Source organism: Miniimonas sp. S16, assembly GCF_057748195.1.
The window spans coordinates 2,810,295-2,828,776 of record NZ_CM173242.1 but is presented as its reverse complement, the minus strand read 5'-3'; the positions used below and the strand labels follow the sequence as shown (position 1 = coordinate 2,828,776).

Sequence of the window (18,482 nt, the reverse complement as noted above, 5' to 3'; positions counted from 1 at the left end):
CAGCCTCGGCCCGCTCACCGCGCGGCCTCCGGGGCTCCGACGGCGAGCGCGTCCCCGAGCACGCCGTGCACGTCGGGCCGGCGCAGGTAGAGCGGCTCGACCGGCACGGGCTCGCCCGCCTGCGTCCGCAGCCAGGCGATCGCCGCGAGGTGGGCGACGTCGAACGGCACGTCCGCGACGTCGCCCAGCACGTCGGGGTACAGACCGGGGCCGACGACGGCGATCCCCGCCGCGCGCTCGCGCGTCACCTCGTCCGCGAGGTCGGCCGGGCGAACCACGCGCGGGCCGTCCACCGCGACCGGTCCGTGCTCGCCCGCGACGTAGCGCGCGGTGTAGACCTCGCGACGTCGCGCGTCGGTGGCGACGCGGACCTCGCCCGGGCCTGCGGCGGACGGGCCGGCAGCTCCGTCAGCGCAGCGTTCGAACCACCCCTGCGCCCATGCCTCGAGGCTCGGCACGCCGGCCACGGCCACCCCCGCGGCGCGGCCGAGGAGCTGGGCGCTGACGAGCCCGACCCGCAGCCCCGTGAAGGGCGCGGGTCCCGTGCCGACCGCGACGAGGTCGAGGTCGCGCGGCTCGAGTCCGCCCGCCGCGAGCACGTCGTGCACGAACGGCGTGGTGTGCTCGGCGTGGCCGCGTCCCTCGGGGGTGCCGGCCCGCGCCGCCACCACGCCGTCGACGACGAGCGCGACCTGCGTGCCCGCCGAGGTGTCGATCGCGAGGATCCTCACCGTTCTCCTTCGTCCACGACGGCGACGATCGCCGCCAGGTCCACGTCCGCCCAGCGCGGGCCGACCGCCCGCAGCCCGGCCCGACGACCCGAGTCCTCCTCGGCGCCGCGCGCCCGGTCGAGAGTCACCTCGAGCCTGTCCTCCGCGAGCGCCTCGGCAAGGCCGCCGCCCCACTCCACCACCGTGACCGACTCCTCGAGGGTGGAGTCCAGGTCCAGCGCGTCGAGCTCCGCCAGACCGCCGAGGCGGTAGGCGTCGACGTGCACGAGCGCCGGCCCGCCCACGGTGCTGGGGTGCTCCCGCGCGATGACGAACGTCGGCGAGGCGACCTGGCCGCGCACGCCCAGCGCCGCACCGAGGCCCTGCGTCAGGGTGGTCTTGCCGGCGCCAAGGTCGCCGACGAGCAGCACGAGGTCTCCCGCGCGCAGCTCGGCGGCGAGCGCCTCACCGAGCGCGCGGGTCGCGGCCGCCGAGGGCAGCTGCACGTGGACGGGCTCGCCGGCTGCCTGCTGCGTCGTGTCGCGCGTCGTCATGCCGGAAGCCCCGCCGTTCCCGTGTAGACGCGCGGGATGCGCGCGCCGAGCCTCGTGACGATCTCGTAGGAGATCGTGCCGGCCGCCTCCGCCCAGTCCTGGGCGGTGGGCTCGCCGTCGTCCCCCGGGCCGAACAGCACCGCGACGTCGCCCGCGCGCACTCCGCGGTCGCCCTCGAGGTCGACGACGACCTGGTCCATGCAGACCCGCCCCGCGATCCGGCGCACCCGCCCGCCCAGGAGCATCGGGCCCGCGTTCGAGGCGTGCCGCGGGATCCCGTCCGCGTAGCCCAGCGGGATGTCGGCGAGCACCGTGTCGGCGGCGGTCGTGTAGGTGTGGCCGTAGGAGACCCCCTGGCCGGCTCGCGCGTCCTTGACGAGCATCACCGCGGCCTCCACGCGCATCGCGGGCCGCAGTCCCAGCTCGGCGCTGGCGCGGCCTGGCACGGGGCTGAGCCCGAACACCGCGAGCCCGGGGCGGACGAGGTCGAACCGCATCGCCGGGTTCACGATCGTCGCGGCGGAGTTGGACAGGTGTCGCACCTCCAGGTGCGCCCCGCCCGCCTCGGCCCGCGCGACGGCCTCGGTGAACACCTCGAGCTGTGCGTCGGTGACCGGCGACGTGACGTCCTCGGCCGACGCGAGGTGCGACCACACGCCGACCACCTCGAGCACGCCCTCGGCCTGGGCGCGCAGCGCGTCCGCGAGCATGTCGCTCCAGGCCGGAAGGAACTGGCCGCCGCGGCCGAGCCCGGTGTCGACCTTGAGGTGCACGCGCGGCGTGCGACCCGTCGCCCGTGCGGCCGCTTCCACCTCCGCGAGCGCCCACGGCGCCCCGACCGAGAGGTCCAGGTCGAGCGCGAGGGCGCGGGCGAGATCCGCCCCCGGGGAGAAGATCCAGGTGAGGATGCGCCCCGCAACTCCGGCCTCGCGCAGGTCCATCGCCTCGGCGAGCTGGGCCACGCCCAGCCACGTCGCACCGCCCGCCTGCGCTGCCTGCGCCGCCGGCACCAGACCGTGCCCGTAGGCGTCCGCCTTCACCACCGCCATCACCTGCGCCCCGCGCGCGTAGCCGGCGAGCCTGGCCACGTTCCCTGCGATCGCGTCCAGGTCCACGACGGCGCGCGCCGGGAAGGAGTCGGGATGGCTCACCCGGGCATTCTCCCACCCGGGCCGGTGCGCAGCGGCGGCGCGAGCAGCGTGGCGACCACGCCGGGGACGGCTCGCGCGACGTCCAGCGCGACGAGCGGTCCGCCGGCCGACGCGGCGCGGGCCGCGCGGCCGTGCACGAGTGCGGCGGCCGCGGCGAGCCGCGCCGCGAGCGGCGGGTGCGCCATGACGTCCGCGCTCCGCCCGGCGAGCAGCGCGCCGAGCACGCCCGCCAGCACGTCGCCGGCGCCGGCGGTGGCCAGCCAGTCGGTCCCGTCGGCCTGCGCGTACACCGTGCCCGTTCCGTCCGATGAGCCCGCCACACCCTCCTCGGACGGCCCGACGACGAGCGTCGTGGCCCCCTTGAGCAGCACCGTCGCGCCGGTGAACGACACCGCGCGGCGCGCCGCACCCACCGGGTCCGCCTCGACGTCGGCGCGGCTCGTGGAGCGCCCCCACGCCGAGAGCAGGCGCGCGAGCTCGCCCGCATGCGGCGTGAGCACCGCGGTGGGCGCGACCCGCTCGGGCAGTGCGAGCAGCGCACCGGCGTCGACGACGACGGGCACGGTGCCGAGCCCTTCCGCGAGCGCCCGGCGCACGTCGCGCAGCCGCGCGGTGTCGTCGTCGCCCACTCCGGGGCCGACGACCCAGGCCTGCACCCGGCCCGACCCGACCACGACCTCCGGGCGCGCGTCGAGCACGTGCCGGGCTGCGCCGTCGGGCCCGACGTAGCGCACCATCCCGGCCAGCGGCGCGGCCGCCGACGTCGCGAGCACCGCGGCGCCCGGGTAGCGGTCCGACCCGGCCACGACCCCGAGGACGCCGCGGGAGTACTTGTGGTCCTCGCGGTGGGGCACGGGCCACAGGTCGGCCACGTCGGCGTCCGTGAGCCGCGCGGCCGCCGGCGTCCGACGCGTGAGGTCCAGGCCGAGGTCGACCACCTCGACGCGACCCGCGCAGACGGTCGCCGGCGGCAGCAGCAGGCCGGGCTTGGCGACCCCCATCGTCACGGTGACGTCGGCGGGCAGCACGTCACCGGGGAGCGCGCCGTCGTCCACCCCGATGCCGGAGGGGACGTCGACGGCGACGACGACCGGCGGCCGCGGAGCTGCCTCGACGGCCTCGCGCGTCGCGGCGACCACGGTCGCGGCCACGCCGCGCAGGCCGCCCGTCACGCCGGTGCCGGCGACCGCGTCCACCACGACGTCGGCCGGCCCGACCGCGTCGGCCACGGCCCGCAGCGCCTGCGCGGGCCACGCCTGCGCGAGCGGCACCAGGCGCGCGGTCCCGCCGCGCAGGGCGGCGAGCCCGCCGGCGTGCGGATGTTCCGACGTCGTGAGCACGTGCACGCCGACGCCGCGGCGCGCGAGCCCCGCGGCCGCGTACAGTCCGTCGCCGCCGTTGTTGCCGGCGCCGACGAGCACCACGACGCGTCCACCGGCCACGCCACCGGTGCGCTCACGCAGCGCGTGCACGACGGCGAGCTCCACCGCCCGCGCGGCCGTCGCCATGAGGGGAGCACCGGCCGCCAGGAGCGGCTCCTCGGCGGCCCGGACGTCCGCCGCGGGGTAGGCGCGCAGCACGGCTCAGCCCTCCGCGACCGCGACGGCCGAGGCGATCCCCGCGTCGTGGGAGAGCGAGAGGTGCCAGGCCGTGACCCCGAGCGCGTCGGCCCGGTCCGCGACGGTGCCGCGCAGCTCGACGGCAGGCGGGGCGCCGGGCGTGCGGCGCACGGTCGCGTCGTGCCAGCGCAGGCCCGGCGGGGCGCCGAGCGCCTTGGCGATCGCCTCCTTGGCGGCGAACCGCGCGGCGAGGGACGCGTCGGGCAGCTCGCGCTCGGGCGGGGTGAACAGCCGCTCGCGCAGCCGCGGGGTCCGGGCGAGCGCGGCGACGAACCGGCCCACGTCCACGACGTCGATGCCCACGCCGACGATCACGGCCGGGGCCGGCTCACTCGACCGTCACCGACTTGGCCAGGTTGCGCGGCTGGTCCACGTCCAAGCCCTTCGCCGTCGCGAGCGCGCACGCGAAGATCTGCAGCGGCACGACGGCGACGAGCGGCGCGAGCAGCGACGGCGTCTGCGGCACCCGGAACACGACGTCGGCGTAGGGCACGACCGCCTCGTCGCCGTCCTCGGCGATCACGAGCGTGCGGGCGCCGCGCGCGCGGACCTCCTGGATGTTGGAGACGACCTTGGCGTGCAGCTGGTCGCGCCCGCGCGGCGACGGCACGATGACGAAGACGGGCTGGCCCTCGTCGACGAGCGCGATCGGGCCGTGCTTGAGCTCGCCGGCGGCGAACCCCTCAGCGTGGATGTAGGCGATCTCCTTGAGCTTGAGCGCGCCCTCGAGCGCGACCGGGTAGCCCACGTGCCGGCCGAGGAACAGGAAGGACTCCTCGTCCGCCATCTTCTGCGCGACGTGCCGCACGGCCTCCTCGTCGTCGAGCACGCGCTGGATCTTGTCCGGCAGCGCGTGCAGGTCCTCGAGGATCTCGCGCAGCTCGTCGGGGAACTTCGTCCCGCGCAGCTGCGCGAGGTAGAGCCCGAGCAGGTAGCACGCGGCCACCTGCGCGAGGAACGCCTTGGTCGAGGCGACCGCGACCTCCGGGCCGGCGTGGGTGTAGAGGACCGCGTCGGACTCGCGCGGGATGGTCGAGCCGTGCGTGTTGCAGATCGCGAGCACGCTCGCGCCCTGCTCGCGGGCGTGCCGCACGGCCATGAGCGTGTCCATCGTCTCCCCCGACTGGGAGATCGCGACGACGAGCGTGCGCGGCCCGACGATCGGGTCGCGGTAGCGGAACTCGTGCGCGAGCTCGACCTCCACCGGGATGCGGCACCAGTGCTCGATCGCGTACTTCGCGACGTGCCCGGAGTAGGCGGCCGTGCCGCACGCGATGACGATGATCTTGTCGATGCTGCGCAGCGTGGCCTCGGGGATCCGCAGCTCGTCCAGCACGAGCGCGCCGCGCGGGTCGGTCCGGCCCAGCAGCGTGTCCGCGACCGCCTTGGGCTGGTCGTGGATCTCCTTGTCCATGAAGCTCGCGAAGCCGCCCTTGACGGCTGCGGTCGCGTCCCAGTCCACGGTGTAGGCGGTCGCGGTGGCGGGCTCGCCGTCGAACCCGATGACGTCGACCGAGTCGGCCGTGATCGTGACGATCTGGTCCTGGCCGAGCTCGAGCGCCTCCTTCGTCGAGGCGATGAAAGCGGCGACGTCGCTGCCGAGGAAGTTCTCCCCCTCCCCGAGCCCGACGACGAGCGGGGAGTTGCGCCGCGCGCCCACCACCCGCCCGGGTGCGTCCTCGTGCACGGCCAGGAGCGTGAACGCCCCCTCGAGCCGGGCGACGACAGCGCGCATCGCCTCGGTGAGATCGCCCTCGTACGCGCGGGCCAGGAGGTGCGCCACGACCTCGGTGTCGGTGTCGGAGAGGAACTCGGCGCCGTCCGCGAGCAGCTCGGCCTTGAGCGTCGCGAAGTTCTCGATGATGCCGTTGTGGATGACGGCGAGCCCGCCCACGCGGTGCGGGTGCGCGTTCCCGTCGGTCGGCCCGCCGTGCGTGGCCCACCGGGTGTGCCCGATCGCCGCCGAGCCCGGCGTGAGCGGGTGCTCGGCGAGGTCGTCGAGGAGGTTCGTGAGCTTGCCGGCGCGCTTCGCGGTCACCAGTCCGTCGGGGCAGACGACGGCGACGCCGGCCGAGTCGTAGCCGCGGTACTCCAGCCGGCCCAGCCCCGACAGCACCACCTCGAGCGGGCGCTGCGACGCCTGCGACCGGCCGACATAACCCACGATTCCACACATGGTGGCCACGATATCCCGGGGCCATGGGCCAGACTGTCCCGATGAGCAGCGAGGGCGTGGACGTCGTCGAGATCACCGACGCGACCGCGGGGACGCCGTTCGTCGAGCTCGACCGGGCCGACTGGAGCAGGCTCTCGGCGTCGACCCCGCTGCCCCTCACCGAGCAGGACGTGGTGCGGCTGCGGGGCATGACGGACCCCATCGACCTCGTCGAGGTGGACGAGGTGTACCGGCCGCTGTCCCGGCTCCTGGGCCTGTACGTGCAGGGCGTCGCGAGCGTGCACGACGCGACCTCGACGTTCCTCGGCGAGTGGGAGACCCGCACTCCCTTCGTCATCGGGATCGCCGGCTCGGTCGCGGTGGGCAAGTCGACCACGGCGCGCGTGCTCGTGGAGATGCTGCGCCGCTGGCCGGAGACGCCGCGGGTCGAGCTCGTCACGACCGACGGGTTCCTGCTGCCCAACGCCGAGCTCGCGCGGCGCGGGCTGATGGAGCGCAAGGGCTTCCCGGAGTCCTACGACCGCCGCGCGCTGCTGCGCTTCCTCGCGACGGTGAAGAGCGGCGCCCCGGTCGTCGAGGCGCCGGTGTACGACCACCTCACCTACGACGTCGTGCCGGACCGCCGCGTGGTGGTGCGGCGCCCGGACGTGCTCGTCGTGGAGGGCCTCAACGTGCTGCAGCCCGCCCGGGCCGGCGCGAGCACGACGCTGGCGGTGTCGGACTTCTTCGACTTCTCGATCTACGTCGACGCTCGCCCGCAGGACATCCGGCGCTGGTACGTCGAGCGGTTCCTGCGGCTGCGCCAGACGGCGTTCGCGCAGCCGGAGTCCTACTTCCACCGGTACGCGGGGCTCGACGACGAGGCAGCGCGCGCGACGGCGCAGGACATCTGGGCGCGGATCAACGAGCCGAACCTGCACCAGAACATCGCCTCGACCCGCTCGCGCGCGACCCTCGTGATGACGAAGGACGCCGACCACCGGATCCAGCGGATGCTGCTGCGCAAGCTCTGAGCGGCCACGGCGGCGGCTTGCTGTCAGGTCGTGCCGGGCTCTACGTGCTCTGCGGTGTCGCGTACCGGCCCGGTCTTCTCGGCCTCGATCGGTCCGGCGCCCTCGGTCTCGGCGTCCCTCCTGTCCGGCTCGCTGTCGGCCTGTGGCCCGCCGTCGCGCGGGTGCAGCTCGGCGGGCGCGATGCCGACGAGCTTGAGCACCTTGTCGAGCAGGAAGCCGATGAGGACGCCGCCGACGACGCCGACGCCGATCGACAGCAGCGAGTTGTCCTCGAAGATCGCCCCCGCGACCGTACCGATGAGCACGCCGTACACGGCCCACATGACGGCGGCCACCGCGTCGAACGCGATGAAGCGGCGCAGGGGGAACCCGACGGACCCGGCGGTCATGTTCACAGCGACGCGGCCCACGGGCACGTAGCGCGCGGAGAGGATGAAGACGCCGCCGCGCACGCGCAGCTGCTCCTCGGCCCAGTGGAGCATCGACCTCCCGCGGCCGCTGCGGAACCAGCGGACCCGGTGCAGCGGGATGCGGCGGCCGATCGCGAAGGCGATGAGGTCCCCCGTCATGGCGCCCGCCGCGGCGATCGGGACGACCCACCACAGCGAGACGGCGTCCCCGCTCACCGACAGGGAGGCAAGCGCGATGACGATGGACTCGCTCGGCAGGGGCGGGAAGAAGCCGTCGATGGTGCACAGCAGGTAGAGCACGAGAAGGATCCACCACTGGTCCGCGGCGTGCTCGATGGCGGCCGTGAGCGCGTCGAACAGGTGCACGGGTGGGACCTTCCGGGTCGGGGACGCCTCCCCACTCTCACACGGGCCGGCCAGGCCCCGGTTCCCCCCACGGGGGGATCCGCGCCGCCCCGACCCCGACCCGCGTCCCGGAGACGCCCTGGGGAGTCACCCTGACGTGCTCAGCAGAGGTCGTCAGAGCGAGAGCTGCTCCTTGACGACGGTCGCGAGGCGCTCCGCGGTGTCGGTGGCGCGGGCGGCCGTGTCGGCCTCGACCATGACCCGCACGAGCGGCTCGGTGCCCGAGGGCCGCAGCAGCACCCGCCCCGCGTCGCCCAGGTCGGCTGCCGCGGCGGCGACGGCCGCGGACAGCGTGGGGTCGGACTGCGCGCGCGTGCGGTCCACGCCGGAGACGTTGATGAGGACCTGCGGCAGGCGGCGCACGAACGAGGCCAGCTCGGCGAGCGGTCCCTCGCGCGCCACGAGCGCGGCGACCTGGAGCGCCGTGAGCGTCCCGTCCCCGGTGGTCGCGTGGTCGGACAGGATGATGTGCCCGGATTGCTCGCCGCCGAGGGAGTAGCCGCCGGCGCGCATCCGCTCGAGGACGTAGCGGTCCCCGACGGCCGTCTGCTCGACGGCGATGCCCTCGGCCCGCATCGCCTGCAGCAGCCCGAGGTTGCTCATCACGGTCACGACGAGGGTGTTGCGGGCGAGCCGGTCGCTGCGGTGCAGCGTCCGCGCCATGAGACCCATGATCTGGTCGCCGTCGACGAGGTTGCCGGACGCGTCCACCGCGAGGCAGCGGTCGGCGTCGCCGTCGAACGCGAATCCGAGGTCGGCGCCGGAGGCGACCACGGTCGCCTGGAGCTGCTCGGGGTGCGTGGAGCCGCACTTCTCGTTGATGTTGCGTCCGTCGGGCGAGGCGTTCACGACGACGACGTCGGCGCCCGCGTCACGCAGCGCGCGCGGCCCCACCTCGCTGGCTGCGCCGTTCGCGCAGTCCAGGGCGATCCGCAGGCCGTCCAGGGGGGTGTCGACGGTGTCGAGCAGGTGCTCGACGTACTCCTCACCGGACCGGCCCGAGTCGCGGCTGAGCCGCCCCACGGCCGGGCCGACCGGGCGCTCCCAGTCGGCGCCGAGCAGGCCGGCGATCTCGTCCTCGAGGTCGTCGGGCAGCTTGTGGCCGCCGCGGGACAGGAACTTGATCCCGTTGTCGGCCATCGGGTTGTGCGACGCCGAGACGACGACGCCGAGGTCGGCGTCACGCACGGCGGTCAGGTACGCGATCGCGGGGGTGGGCAGCACGCCCAGGTCGACCACGTCGACGCCGGCCGAGGCGAGCCCGGCCGCGAGCGCGGCGGACAGGAACTCCCCCGACGCGCGACCGTCGCGGCCGACCACGGCGCGCGCACGGTGGGACGGCGAGGACCCGGACCCCTCGAGGTCGCCTCGGTGCGCAGCCAGCACACGCGCCGCCGCGACGCCAAGCCCGAGCGCGAGCTCGGGCGTGACGTCGCGGTTCGCGAGCCCTCGGACGCCGTCGGTCCCGAAGATCCTCGCCACGTGCGAGATCAGCGCTTGCTGTACTGGGGGGCCTTGCGGGCCTTCTTGAGACCGGCCTTCTTGCGCTCGGTGACGCGGGCGTCACGGGTGAGGAAGCCGGCCTTCTTGAGCGCCGGGCGGTTCGCCTCGACGTCGATGCCGTTGAGCGCGCGGGCGATGCCCAGGCGCATGGCGCCGGCCTGACCGGACACGCCACCACCGTCGATGCGCGCGATCACGTCGAACCGGCCCTCGAGCTCGAGCAGCACGAACGGGCTGTTCACGAGCTGCTGGTGGAGCTTGTTCGGGAAGTAGTCCTCGAGCGTGCGCCCGTTCACGGTCACCTGGCCGGTGCCGGGGACGAGACGCACGCGGGCGACGGCCTCCTTGCGGCGACCCACGGCCTGACCCGGGGCGGTGATGCTCTGCCCGCGGTTCGAGGTCGCGAGCGGGGTCTCGGTGGTGTAGCTGCTGGGCGCGTTCTCGTCCAGCTCGTCGGTCAGAGGCTGAGCCACGATTCTCCTTGGATGTGTTTCTCTGGCGCTGCGGCGAAGTCGCGGGGCGACTACTGCGCGACCTGCGTCAGCTCGAAGGCCTGGGGCTGCTGAGCGGCGTGCGGGTGCTCGGCACCGGCGTACACCTTGAGCTTGCGCAGCTGCGCGCGCCCCAGCGAGTTCTTCGGGACCATCCCGGCCACGGCCTTCTCGACGGCGCGCTCGGGACGGGTGGCGAGGAGCTCGGCGTAGCTCGTCGCACGGAGGCCGCCCGGGTAGCCCGAGTGGCGGTAGGCGAACTTCTTCTCGGCCTTGGAGCCGGTGAGAGCCACCTTGTCGGCGTTGATCACGATGACGAAGTCACCGGTGTCGACGTGGTTGGCGAACGTCGCCTTGTGCTTGCCGCGCAGCAGGGACGCCACGTGGGTCGCGAGGCGCCCGAGGACGACGTCGGTCGCGTCCACGACGTACCAGGTGCGGTCGACGTCGGACGGCTTCGGGGTGAACGTACGCACAGTCGTAGCCTTCGTTTCGATGCAGGAGGCCCGAGGTCCGATGTACGCGGGCGTCGGCCTCGCGTGGCATCGCACCGGCGGAACCGATGGGTTGCGGCGTGTGCACCGGCGCCCGGGAACCTGGGCTCGGCCCTGGCTCTACTGAACTCCCCCCGCCCGACGGGCAGGGCTGTGCACAACGACGCTCCAGACTACCCCCGGCCGGCCGCGCGGTCAAAACCTCGGGAGGGCCGCCGGGGCGGCTGGCCGCCCCGTGTGTCCAGTGACACAGTAGGGACATGACCGAACGCACCGATCCCGAGCAGGCAGCCGAGCTCGACGGCGACCAGCTGGACGCCGCCGACACGCTGGAGCAGGTCGCCGTGGAGGACGTCCTCGACGAGGGCTACTCCCCCCAGGAGCGCGACACCCGCAGCCACTGGGGCGAGACGCCGCTGGAGGAGTCGCTCGGCGAACCCCTGGACTCCCGCCTCGCGCAGGAGGTCCCCGACACCTGGGACCACGCGCCGCGCGGACGCGAGAACGATCGCGCGGGCCGGCTCGAAGCGGTCGCGGAGGGCACGTGGGGCCAGGACTCCTACGCCCGCGACGCGGGTCTGGCCGGCGGCGCCGCGAGCGCCGAGGAGGCCGCGGTGCACACCGTGAGCCTGGACGACCTCGAGCGCATCGAGACCGCGGAGGCCGACGGCGAGGACCCGGTCTACGACGAGGCGGACTGACCCTCGCCCAGCGTGCGCACCGCCCGGGCGAGGCGGGCGCGCGCGGCGAGCTCGCCGTCGGGCGGGTAGCCCACCTCCTCCAGCACGAGGCCGTGCGCGGGGGCGACGGCGACCCCCGGGTCGCGCCGGACGGCGCGCAGCACGGCCAGTGGCCAGTCCACCTCGCGGCGCCCCTCCCCGACGGCGAGCAGCGCGCCCACGAGCGAGCGCACCATCGAGTGGCAGAACGCGTCCGCGCGCACGTGCACGACGGCGAGCCCGCCCTCGCGCACGACCCTCAGCTCCTGCAGCGTCCGGATCGTCGTGGCGCCCGCGCGGGGTTTGCAGTAGCCGAGGAAGTCGTGCTCGCCGAGCAGCGCGGCGCCGGCCCGTGCCATCGCGTCGACGTCGAGCGGGCGACGGTGCCGCAGGACCCAGGTGCGCCGCAGGGGGTCCGGGGCGACGCCGTCGTCGATCCGGTAGGCGTACCGCCGCCAGATCGCCGAGAACCGGGCGTCGAAGCCGGCCGGGGCGGGCGTCACCGCGCCGACGACGAGGTCCGTGGGCAGCACGCCGCCCAGGCGCGCGCGCAGGGCGTCGGGGGCGGTGCGGCTGCTGCGGCCGCGGACGGCGACGAGCGCCGCGGGGTCGACGTCGAGGTGCGCCACCTGGCCGCGCGCGTGCACGCCGGCGTCGGTGCGGCCCGCGACCGTGAGGCGGGCCGGCGTCCGCAGCACCGTCGCGAGGGCGTCCTCGAGGCAGCCCTGCACGGTGCGCAGGCCGGGCTGGGTGGCCCAGCCGGAGAAGGCGGTGCCGTCGTAGGCCACCGCGAGCCGCAGGCGCACGCCGGGCTGCGGCTCCGACGACGTCCCGGGCTCTGCGCCCGGCGCGCCCCCCGGCGTACTCCCCTCCTGGCTCACCCGGGCACCGTACCCTCATGGGTCATGGACGCCACGCTCGCGATCGACTGCGGCGGCGGCGGGATCAAGGCCTCCGTGCTGGACTCGGCCGGCACGCTGCGCGCGCCCGCCGTGCGCACGCCGACGCCCTACCCGCTCCCGCCGGACCGCCTCATCGGCGTCATCGTCGACCTCGCCGCGCAGCTCCCGCACGCCGACCGCGTGACGGTGGGCATGCCCGGGATGATCCGGCACGGCGTGGTGGTGAGGACGCCGCACTACGTGACCCGGTCCGGCCCGCGCACGCGCGTGCTGCCCGAGCTGGTCGAGGCGTGGTCGGGCTTCGACATCCAGGCGCACCTCGCGGACACGCTCGAGCGGCCCACCCTCGTGCTCAACGACGCCGAGGTGCATGGCGCCGGTGTGATCGCGGGCGCGGGGCTCGAGCTCGTCATCACGCTCGGCACCGGCCTCGGCAGCGCGCTGTTCGACGGCGGGCGCCTCGCGCCCCACCTTGAGCTCAGCCACGCCCCGGTCCGGTGGGGGCTGACGTACGACGGCTACATCGGCGAGCACGAGCGACTCCGGCTCGGCGACGCGCACTGGTCGCGGCGCGTGCGCACGGTGGTCGAGGCGCTCGAACCGGTGGTGCTGTGGGACCGGCTGTACATCGGCGGCGGCAACGGACGTCGGATCACCGCGACCACGCTCGCCCGGCTCGGCGACGACATCGTGGTGGTGCCGAACTCGGCGGGCATCGTGGGCGGCGTGCGGGCCTGGTCCCTGCAGCGCTGACCCCCGCGAGAGGGGTTCCGTCCTTTCGCGAGAGGATTTCCGTCCTTTCGCGAGAGGTTCTTCGCTAGAGCAGACTGCTGCCCGCCTCCCACGCCCGCCGCCCGGTCAGGGCGAGCAGGACCCGGCCCGCCACGTCGCCCCCGTCCTCCCCCGCCCGCACGGCGAGCTCGGTCAGCAGCCCGAGCGTCCTGCGCGCCGCCACGGCGGGCGGCGCCGGAGCGAGCCCCAGCGCGACGGCGAGGTCGCACCCGTGCACGGTCAGCTCCAGCGTGCGCGTGGGCAGGTAGTCCACCAGGCGAATGCCGCCCGCGATCGTCGTCGGCAGCTCCGAGCCGGTGCAGCGGTCGACGATCGTCCGGGCCTCGTCGGCCAGCGCCGCGAACGCGACGGCGGGGTCGGTCCCGAGCGCCCGGCCGGCCTCGACCCCGCGCTCGGCGACGCCGGCCTGCCGGGCGAGCTCCGCCGTCGCGCGGTAGTACGACGTCGCGTCCGGCACCGCGACCGACGCGGCGGGCCGAGCGAGGTACTCCGCCACGGTGCGGAACGAGCGCGAGAGGTGGCCGACGAGCGCACGGACGTCCCACACGCCCAGTCCGGGCTCCCCCCACCGGTCACCGACCTGGGCCACGAGGTCGACCGCCCACCCCGCCGCCGCCGCGTACGCGTCCCGTTCGCTGTCCCAGCCCGCCTCCGACGCCATGCTCGGACCCTAGGGCACCGGCCCCGGCTCATCCCCGGCGCGGTCGCCGTCGACCCGCCCGAGCGCGTCCAGCAGCGCCCGCGTGTACGCACGCGGCCGGTGCAGGCTCACGAGGTGGTGCGCGCGCCGCACGACCACCCACCGCGCGCGCCTCGCGGCCACCCGGCGGAAGGCGCGCTCGTCGATCCGGAAGTGGTCCCACTCCCCCTGCACGAACGTCACCGCGATGCCGCGGTCGAGCACCACCGCGAGGTCGGCGAGCGGGTCGAGCTCGCGCACCGCGAGCAGCGTCGGGACCTGGGCGGGCACGGCCACGCCGCCCGCGGCGATGTCGCGCGCACCGGCCACGCCGACGGCGAGCCGGGCGGCGACCTCGCTGACGCGGCGCGCACCGTCGCGCGGCAGCGCGGTGATCCCGCGCGAGAGTGCGACGAAACCCCCGTGCGCGAGCCCGCCGGTCAGTGCGGTGCACGAGGACAGCACGAGCGCCGCGGGCGGGTGCGTCGTGCGCGCCGCCCAGTGCAGCGCCACGTAGCCGCCCAGCGACAGGCCCACGACGGCGAGCCCACCCTCCCGCGCCACGCTCGCCTCAGCCGAGGCGCCGGTGAGGACCTCGTCGGCCGCCGCGAGCGTGAACGGGTCCCCCGCCCGGGTGCCGTGACCGGGAAGGTCGACGGCGACGGGACGGTAGCCCGCCGTCGTGAGCGCCGCGACCTGGTGGCGCCACATCGACGCGGAGGTGCGCACGCCGTGCACGAGAACCACCCGGGGCGAGCCGACCCGGGTGACCCGGGACGCGACGAGGCCCGGACCCCGAAGGGTCCGGGCCTCGTCGGCGGCCGTCATGCGGCCAGTGTGCCGCACGGGTCACTTGGTGTCGTCGGCGTCCTTCTCGGCGGGAACGTCCTCGGCGGGAACGTCCTGGGCCTCGGCCGGCGCGGCCTCGACCTCGGCGGTCTCCACGGGAGCCTCCTCGACGGGAGCGTCCTCGGCCTCGGCCGGAGCGGCCTCGACCGGAGCAGCAGCCTTCTTGGGCGCGTCCTTCTTGGCGGCGCGCTTGGTGGCGGCCGTCGCCTCGGCGACCGTGGCCTGCTTCGGGCTGAGCGGCTCGAGCACGAGCTCGATCACGGCCATGGGCGCGTTGTCGCCCTTGCGCGGACCGATCTTCGTGATCCGCGTGTAGCCGCCCGGGCGGTCGGCGACGAGCGGCGCGATCTCGGTGAAGAGCTCGTGCACGACGCCCTTGTCCTTCACGACCGTGAGGACGCGACGGCGAGCGGCGAGGTCACCGCGCTTGGCGAACGTCACGAGACGCTCGGCGAGCGGACGCAGGCGCTTGGCCTTGGCCTCCGTCGTGGTGATGCGACGGTGCTCGAACAGCGACGTGGCCAGGTTGCCGAGCAGCAGACGCTCGTGCGCCGGTCCGCCACCGAGGCGGGGGCCCTTGGTGGGCGTAGGCATGGTGTCTCCTTTGGTTCAGCGGGCGAGCGCCGTACCGGTTGCAGGGTGGGTCAGTTGTAGGTGTCGTCGCTGAAGTCGATGTCGCCGTCGTAGGCGTCGACGACCAGGGACGGGTCGAAGTCGATCGGGGAGTCCTTGAGCGCCAGGCCGAGGCTCGCGAGCCGCTCCTTGACCTCCACGATCGACTTCTGGCCGAAGTTGCGGATATCCAGGAGGTCCGCCTCGCTGCGCGCGACGAGCTCGCCCACCGTGTGGATGCCCTCTCGCTTGAGGCAGTTGTAGGACCGGATCGTGAGGTCGAGGTCCTCGATCGGCAGCGCGAGGTCCTGCGCCAGCTCGACGTCGGTCGGCGACGGGCCGATCTCGATGCCCTCGGCGGAGGAGTTCAGCTCACGGGCGAGGCCGAAGAGCTCCACGAGCGTCTTGCCGGCGGACGCCACGGCGTCGCGCGGGCTGATCGCGTGCTTGGTCTCGACGTCGACGATGAGGCGGTCGAAGTCGGTGCGCTGCTCGACGCGGGTCGCCTCGACCTTGTACGTCACCTTGAGCACCGGCGAGTAGATCGAGTCGATCGGGATGCGGCCGATCTCGGCGTCGAACGCCTTGTTCTGCGCCGCGGAGACGTAGCCGCGGCCACGCTCGACCGTGAGCTCGATCTCGAGCTTGCCCTTGCCGTTGACCGTGGCGAGGTGCAGGTCGGGGTTGTGGATCTCCACCCCGGCCGGCGGGGTGATGTCACCGGCGGTGACCGTCCCCGGGCCCTGCTTGCGCAGGTACATCACGACGGGCTCGTCGTTCTCCGAGGAGACGACGATGTTCTTGATGTTGAGGATGATCTCGGTGACGTCCTCCTTGACACCCTCGACGGTGGAGAACTCGTGCAGCACGCTGTCGAAGCGGATGCTGGTCACGGCGGCACCGGGGATCGAGGACAGCAGCGTGCGCCGCAGCGAGTTGCCGAGCGTGTAGCCGAAGCCGGGCTCGAGGGGCTCGATGACGAAGCGCGAGCGGAACTCGCTGACGACCTCTTCGGTCAGGGTGGGGCGCTGTGCGATGAGCACGGGCGGTCATTCCTTCCTTCGGCGTCCGCTATATGACGCCGTCCGGGAGCCGTCCGCGGGCGCGCGGACGGCGATGGGTCCGCCGGCCGGGCACGAGGCCCGGCCGGCGAGAGGATCAGACGCGGCGACGCTTCGGCGGCCGGACCCCGTTGTGCGCCTGCGGCGTCACGTCGGAGATCGAGCCGACCTCGAGGCCGGTGGCCTGGAGCGAGCGGATCGCGGTCTCGCGGCCCGAGCCCGGGCCCTTCACGAAGACGTCGACCTTCTTCATGCCGTGCTCCTGCGCGCGGCGGGCGGCGGCCTCGGCGGCGAGCTGGGCGGCGAAAGGGGTCGACTTGCGCGACCCCTTGAAGCCGACCTGGCCCGAGGAGGCCCACGCGATCACGGCACCCGTGGGGTCCGTGATCGACACGATCGTGTTGTTGAAGGTCGACTTGATGTAGGCGTGGCCGTGGGAGACGTTCTTCTTCTCCTTGCGGCGCGTCTTGCGAGCGCCGGACGCAGCGGCGCGAGTCTTGGGAGGCATGCTGTTCCTTCGTCGAGGTCGTCGGACCGGGTCCCGCCCGAGGGCGGGTCACCGGCTACTTGCGACCGGCCTTCTTCTTGCCGGCCACGGTCCGCTTGGGACCCTTGCGAGTACGCGCGTTGGTCTTCGTGCGCTGGCCGCGCACCGGGAGGCCGCGGCGGTGACGCAGACCCTCGTACGAACCGATCTCCACCTTGCGACGGATGTCAGCGGCGACCTCGCGGCGAAGGTCACCCTCGGTCTTGTAGCTGCCCTCGATGTGGTCACGAAGCGCGACGAGTTCGGCGTCACCGAGGTCGCGCACGCGCAGGTCCGGGCTCAGGCCGGTTGCGGCGAGGGTCTCGGCCGCGCGAGTACGGCCGATGCCGTAGATGTAGGTGAGTGCAACCTCGAGCCGCTTCTCGCGGGGGAGGTCGACTCCGACAAGACGTGCCATGTGCGGTGTTCTCCGTCACGGGAGTCCGGAGGTCGGTCGACGCACCGTCCCACGGGCCGTGGGCCCCGGCCTCCGGACCGGGGGGTCGCCCCTCGCGGGGCGGGTGGTGCATCGCTGGCGGCGTGACTGCCGCCGGTGCCGGCGTGGCCGGCGGGTGGATCGGGCGCAGCGGCCCGACCGGTCAGCGGGGGCTACTCAGCCCTGACGCTGCTTGTGGCGCAGGTTCTCGCAGATCACCATGACGCGACCGTGCCGGCGGATGACCTTGCACTTGTCGCAGATCGGCTTGACGCTGGGCTTGACCTTCATGATCGTTCCTTGCCGCCGCGCGCCCTGGCGGGCGACGGCTTGCTCGTTGCGGGGTGGCTTACTTGTAGCGGTAGACGATCCGGCCACGGGACAGGTCGTACGGCGTGAGCTCCACCACGACGCGGTCCTCCGGCAGGATCCGGATGTAGTTCTGGCGCATCTTGCCCGAGATCATCGCGAGCACCTTGTGCCCGTTGCTGAGCTCCACGCGAAACATCGCGTTCGGGAGCGCCTCGACCACGACGCCCTCGATCTCGATGACACCGTCCTTCTTCCCCATGTCCTCCGCTTACTCCTCGGGCTGGTCCTGCATGATGTGGCGACGAGGCGGAATCCCGCTCGACGCCGCCGCGTGCGCGGCTGCACCACGATCGGATGGTCGTGGGTGCGGTTCGCGTCGCGTCCAGCCGTTTACGGCACGCGAACCCAACGAGACATCATACGGCACGGGCCGAAATGCCCCAAACGACGCCGGCTCCGCGCACCCGAGTCACGAGGGGCCCGCGTGGAGTGCTCAGGCGGTCGCTCCCCCGTGCGCGCGCAGCGCGTCGAGGATCGCGTCCGTGATCGCGGCGACCTCGCCCGTCCCGGTGACCGGGACGTGCAGGCGGCGCTCGGCGTAGGTCGCCGCGAGCGGCGCGGTCTGCTCGTGGTACAGGTCGAGGCGACGACGGATCACCTCGGCCGTGTCGTCGGCGCGACCCTCCACCGCAGCCCGGTGGGCGAGCCGCTCGAGCAGCTCCTCGGTGGGCACCTCCAGCTCGATCACGGCGTCGAGCGCGACGCCGTGCTCGGCGAGGATCGCGTCCAGCTCGGTGACCTGCGCCGCGTTGCGGGGGTACCCGTCCAGCAGGAACCCGCCGGCGGCATCGGGCTGGGCGAGGCGGTCGCGCACCATCGCGTTGGTGACCTCGTCCGGCACGAGCTCACCGCGGTCGGAGTAGGAGCGGGCGAGCTGCCCGAGCTCCGTGCCGCCCTTGATGTTCGCGCGGAAGATGTCCCCCGTCGAGATCGCCGGGATGCCCAGCGCCTCGGCGATGCGCGCCGCCTGGGTGCCCTTGCCCGACCCCTGCGGGCCCATGATGACGA

At 74.2% G+C, this 18,482-nt stretch carries 23 protein-coding genes; 3 read left to right on the top strand and 20 right to left on the bottom strand.

Annotated elements, in window-relative coordinates; all coding sequences use genetic code 11:
• Positions 1 to 14: 14 nt before the first annotated feature.
• The 6 genes from tsaB to glmS are packed head-to-tail and all read right to left on the bottom strand — an operon-like array spanning position 15 to position 6,210.
• On the bottom strand, positions 15 to 731 hold the full coding sequence (gene tsaB / locus AC3AQ1_RS12410; RefSeq protein WP_108719232.1) for a tRNA (adenosine(37)-N6)-threonylcarbamoyltransferase complex dimerization subunit type 1 TsaB: 717 nt from the start codon (positions 729 to 731) through the stop codon (positions 15 to 17).
• Entirely contained in the window at positions 728 to 1,264 is a 537-nt protein-coding gene (gene tsaE / locus AC3AQ1_RS12405) for a tRNA (adenosine(37)-N6)-threonylcarbamoyltransferase complex ATPase subunit type 1 TsaE (protein WP_108719231.1), read from the bottom strand. Before tsaE ends, tsaB begins: the two co-directional genes overlap by 4 nt.
• Positions 1,261 to 2,415, bottom strand: a complete 1,155-nt coding sequence (gene alr / locus AC3AQ1_RS12400) for an alanine racemase (RefSeq protein WP_108719230.1) — start codon at positions 2,413 to 2,415, stop codon at positions 1,261 to 1,263. Before alr ends, tsaE begins: the two co-directional genes overlap by 4 nt.
• Positions 2,412 to 3,995, bottom strand: a complete 1,584-nt coding sequence (locus AC3AQ1_RS12395; protein WP_199916476.1) for an NAD(P)H-hydrate epimerase — start codon at positions 3,993 to 3,995, stop codon at positions 2,412 to 2,414. Before AC3AQ1_RS12395 ends, alr begins: the two co-directional genes overlap by 4 nt.
• 3 nt (positions 3,996 to 3,998) lie before the next feature.
• On the bottom strand, positions 3,999 to 4,349 hold the full coding sequence (locus tag AC3AQ1_RS12390) for a holo-ACP synthase (protein WP_108719229.1): 351 nt from the start codon (positions 4,347 to 4,349) through the stop codon (positions 3,999 to 4,001).
• A gap of 13 nt (positions 4,350 to 4,362) precedes the next feature.
• On the bottom strand, positions 4,363 to 6,210 hold the full coding sequence (gene glmS, locus AC3AQ1_RS12385) for a glutamine--fructose-6-phosphate transaminase (isomerizing) (protein ID WP_108719228.1): 1,848 nt from the start codon (positions 6,208 to 6,210) through the stop codon (positions 4,363 to 4,365).
• 41 nt (positions 6,211 to 6,251) lie between these two features.
• Between glmS and coaA the strand changes: the two genes are divergently transcribed.
• Positions 6,252 to 7,223, top strand: a complete 972-nt coding sequence (coaA, locus tag AC3AQ1_RS12380; RefSeq protein ID WP_234417499.1) for a type I pantothenate kinase — start codon at positions 6,252 to 6,254, stop codon at positions 7,221 to 7,223.
• Between the two features lie 23 nt (positions 7,224 to 7,246).
• Here the strand turns inward: coaA and AC3AQ1_RS12375 are convergent, their stop codons facing one another.
• From AC3AQ1_RS12375 to rplM, 4 genes are all read right to left on the bottom strand, one after another.
• Entirely contained in the window at positions 7,247 to 7,999 is a 753-nt protein-coding gene (locus AC3AQ1_RS12375; protein WP_108719226.1) for a DedA family protein, read from the bottom strand.
• Positions 8,000 to 8,152: 153 nt separating this feature from the next.
• On the bottom strand, positions 8,153 to 9,520 hold the full coding sequence (gene glmM / locus AC3AQ1_RS12370; protein ID WP_108719225.1) for a phosphoglucosamine mutase: 1,368 nt from the start codon (positions 9,518 to 9,520) through the stop codon (positions 8,153 to 8,155).
• An 8-nt stretch (positions 9,521 to 9,528) separates the two neighbouring features.
• On the bottom strand, positions 9,529 to 10,014 hold the full coding sequence (rpsI, locus tag AC3AQ1_RS12365) for a 30S ribosomal protein S9 (RefSeq protein WP_108719224.1): 486 nt from the start codon (positions 10,012 to 10,014) through the stop codon (positions 9,529 to 9,531).
• Positions 10,015 to 10,064: 50 nt separating this feature from the next.
• The gene (rplM, locus tag AC3AQ1_RS12360) at positions 10,065 to 10,508 is read right to left on the bottom strand and encodes a 50S ribosomal protein L13 (RefSeq protein WP_108719223.1); all 444 of its coding nucleotides are present in this window, start codon (positions 10,506 to 10,508) and stop codon (positions 10,065 to 10,067) included.
• Positions 10,509 to 10,786: 278 nt separating this feature from the next.
• Here rplM and AC3AQ1_RS12355 point away from each other — a divergent pair, with 278 nt between their 5' ends.
• Positions 10,787 to 11,227 carry a DUF5709 domain-containing protein gene (locus AC3AQ1_RS12355; RefSeq protein ID WP_108719222.1) on the top strand — a complete coding sequence of 147 codons (441 nt, stop codon included), beginning with the start codon at positions 10,787 to 10,789 and terminating at the stop codon, positions 11,225 to 11,227.
• Here the strand turns inward: AC3AQ1_RS12355 and truA are convergent.
• Entirely contained in the window at positions 11,209 to 12,126 is a 918-nt protein-coding gene (truA, locus tag AC3AQ1_RS12350; RefSeq protein ID WP_370445282.1) for a tRNA pseudouridine(38-40) synthase TruA, read from the bottom strand. The two genes, AC3AQ1_RS12355 and truA, sit on opposite strands and share 19 nt — an antisense overlap.
• Positions 12,127 to 12,150: 24 nt before the next feature.
• On the opposite strand from truA, the gene AC3AQ1_RS12345 reads away from it, so the two are divergent.
• Positions 12,151 to 12,900 carry an ROK family protein gene (locus AC3AQ1_RS12345; RefSeq protein ID WP_108719220.1) on the top strand — a complete coding sequence of 250 codons (750 nt, stop codon included), beginning with the start codon at positions 12,151 to 12,153 and terminating at the stop codon, positions 12,898 to 12,900.
• 64 nt (positions 12,901 to 12,964) lie between these two features.
• Here the strand turns inward: AC3AQ1_RS12345 and AC3AQ1_RS12340 are convergent, their stop codons facing one another.
• The 9 genes from AC3AQ1_RS12340 to AC3AQ1_RS12300 all read right to left on the bottom strand — a co-directional run bounded on the left by AC3AQ1_RS12340 (position 12,965) and on the right by AC3AQ1_RS12300 (position 18,474).
• On the bottom strand, positions 12,965 to 13,600 hold the full coding sequence (locus tag AC3AQ1_RS12340; protein ID WP_108719219.1) for a maleylpyruvate isomerase N-terminal domain-containing protein: 636 nt from the start codon (positions 13,598 to 13,600) through the stop codon (positions 12,965 to 12,967).
• 9 nt (positions 13,601 to 13,609) lie between these two features.
• Entirely contained in the window at positions 13,610 to 14,446 is an 837-nt protein-coding gene (locus tag AC3AQ1_RS12335; RefSeq protein WP_108719218.1) for an alpha/beta hydrolase, read from the bottom strand.
• A gap of 21 nt (positions 14,447 to 14,467) precedes the next feature.
• Positions 14,468 to 15,061: a 50S ribosomal protein L17 gene (gene rplQ, locus AC3AQ1_RS12330; RefSeq protein ID WP_108719217.1), complete on the bottom strand. Its 594-nt coding sequence runs from the start codon at positions 15,059 to 15,061 to the stop codon at positions 14,468 to 14,470.
• Between the two features lie 50 nt (positions 15,062 to 15,111).
• Positions 15,112 to 16,122 carry a DNA-directed RNA polymerase subunit alpha gene (locus AC3AQ1_RS12325; protein ID WP_108719216.1) on the bottom strand — a complete coding sequence of 337 codons (1,011 nt, stop codon included), beginning with the start codon at positions 16,120 to 16,122 and terminating at the stop codon, positions 15,112 to 15,114.
• A gap of 115 nt (positions 16,123 to 16,237) precedes the next feature.
• Positions 16,238 to 16,648 (bottom strand): 30S ribosomal protein S11, encoded by a 411-nt coding sequence (gene rpsK / locus AC3AQ1_RS12320; RefSeq protein WP_108719215.1) that lies wholly within the window; start codon positions 16,646 to 16,648, stop codon positions 16,238 to 16,240.
• 55 nt (positions 16,649 to 16,703) lie between these two features.
• Positions 16,704 to 17,084, bottom strand: a complete 381-nt coding sequence (gene rpsM, locus AC3AQ1_RS12315; RefSeq protein WP_108719214.1) for a 30S ribosomal protein S13 — start codon at positions 17,082 to 17,084, stop codon at positions 16,704 to 16,706.
• Positions 17,085 to 17,279: 195 nt separating this feature from the next.
• On the bottom strand, positions 17,280 to 17,393 hold the full coding sequence (gene rpmJ, locus AC3AQ1_RS12310; protein ID WP_015883600.1) for a 50S ribosomal protein L36: 114 nt from the start codon (positions 17,391 to 17,393) through the stop codon (positions 17,280 to 17,282).
• 58 nt (positions 17,394 to 17,451) lie between these two features.
• Positions 17,452 to 17,673 carry a translation initiation factor IF-1 gene (gene infA / locus AC3AQ1_RS12305; protein WP_098468162.1) on the bottom strand — a complete coding sequence of 74 codons (222 nt, stop codon included), beginning with the start codon at positions 17,671 to 17,673 and terminating at the stop codon, positions 17,452 to 17,454.
• A gap of 234 nt (positions 17,674 to 17,907) precedes the next feature.
• On the bottom strand, positions 17,908 to 18,474 hold the full coding sequence (locus tag AC3AQ1_RS12300; protein ID WP_108720196.1) for an adenylate kinase: 567 nt from the start codon (positions 18,472 to 18,474) through the stop codon (positions 17,908 to 17,910).
• Positions 18,475 to 18,482: the final 8 nt, after the last annotated feature.

Bases quoted from the DNA above. Each gene is read 5' to 3' on its own strand.
- AC3AQ1_RS12345 (WP_108719220.1), top strand. From the start codon at position 12,151: ATGGACGCCACGCTCGCGATCGACTGCGGCGGCGGCGGGATCAAGGCC.
- rpsK (WP_108719215.1), bottom strand. From the start codon at position 16,648: ATGCCTCCCAAGACTCGCGCCGCTGCGTCCGGCGCTCGCAAGACGCGC.
- infA (WP_098468162.1), bottom strand. From the start codon at position 17,673: ATGGGGAAGAAGGACGGTGTCATCGAGATCGAGGGCGTCGTGGTCGAG.
- rpsM (WP_108719214.1), bottom strand. From the start codon at position 17,084: ATGGCACGTCTTGTCGGAGTCGACCTCCCCCGCGAGAAGCGGCTCGAG.
- tsaE (WP_108719231.1), bottom strand. From the start codon at position 1,264: ATGACGACGCGCGACACGACGCAGCAGGCAGCCGGCGAGCCCGTCCAC.
- coaA (WP_234417499.1), top strand. From the start codon at position 6,252: ATGAGCAGCGAGGGCGTGGACGTCGTCGAGATCACCGACGCGACCGCG.
- AC3AQ1_RS12340 (WP_108719219.1), bottom strand. From the start codon at position 13,600: ATGGCGTCGGAGGCGGGCTGGGACAGCGAACGGGACGCGTACGCGGCG.
- rpmJ (WP_015883600.1), bottom strand. From the start codon at position 17,393: ATGAAGGTCAAGCCCAGCGTCAAGCCGATCTGCGACAAGTGCAAGGTC.
- AC3AQ1_RS12335 (WP_108719218.1), bottom strand. From the start codon at position 14,446: ATGACGGCCGCCGACGAGGCCCGGACCCTTCGGGGTCCGGGCCTCGTC.
- glmS (WP_108719228.1), bottom strand. From the start codon at position 6,210: ATGTGTGGAATCGTGGGTTATGTCGGCCGGTCGCAGGCGTCGCAGCGC.
- AC3AQ1_RS12300 (WP_108720196.1), bottom strand. From the start codon at position 18,474: ATGGGCCCGCAGGGGTCGGGCAAGGGCACCCAGGCGGCGCGCATCGCC.
- AC3AQ1_RS12355 (WP_108719222.1), top strand. From the start codon at position 10,787: ATGACCGAACGCACCGATCCCGAGCAGGCAGCCGAGCTCGACGGCGAC.
- rplQ (WP_108719217.1), bottom strand. From the start codon at position 15,061: ATGCCTACGCCCACCAAGGGCCCCCGCCTCGGTGGCGGACCGGCGCAC.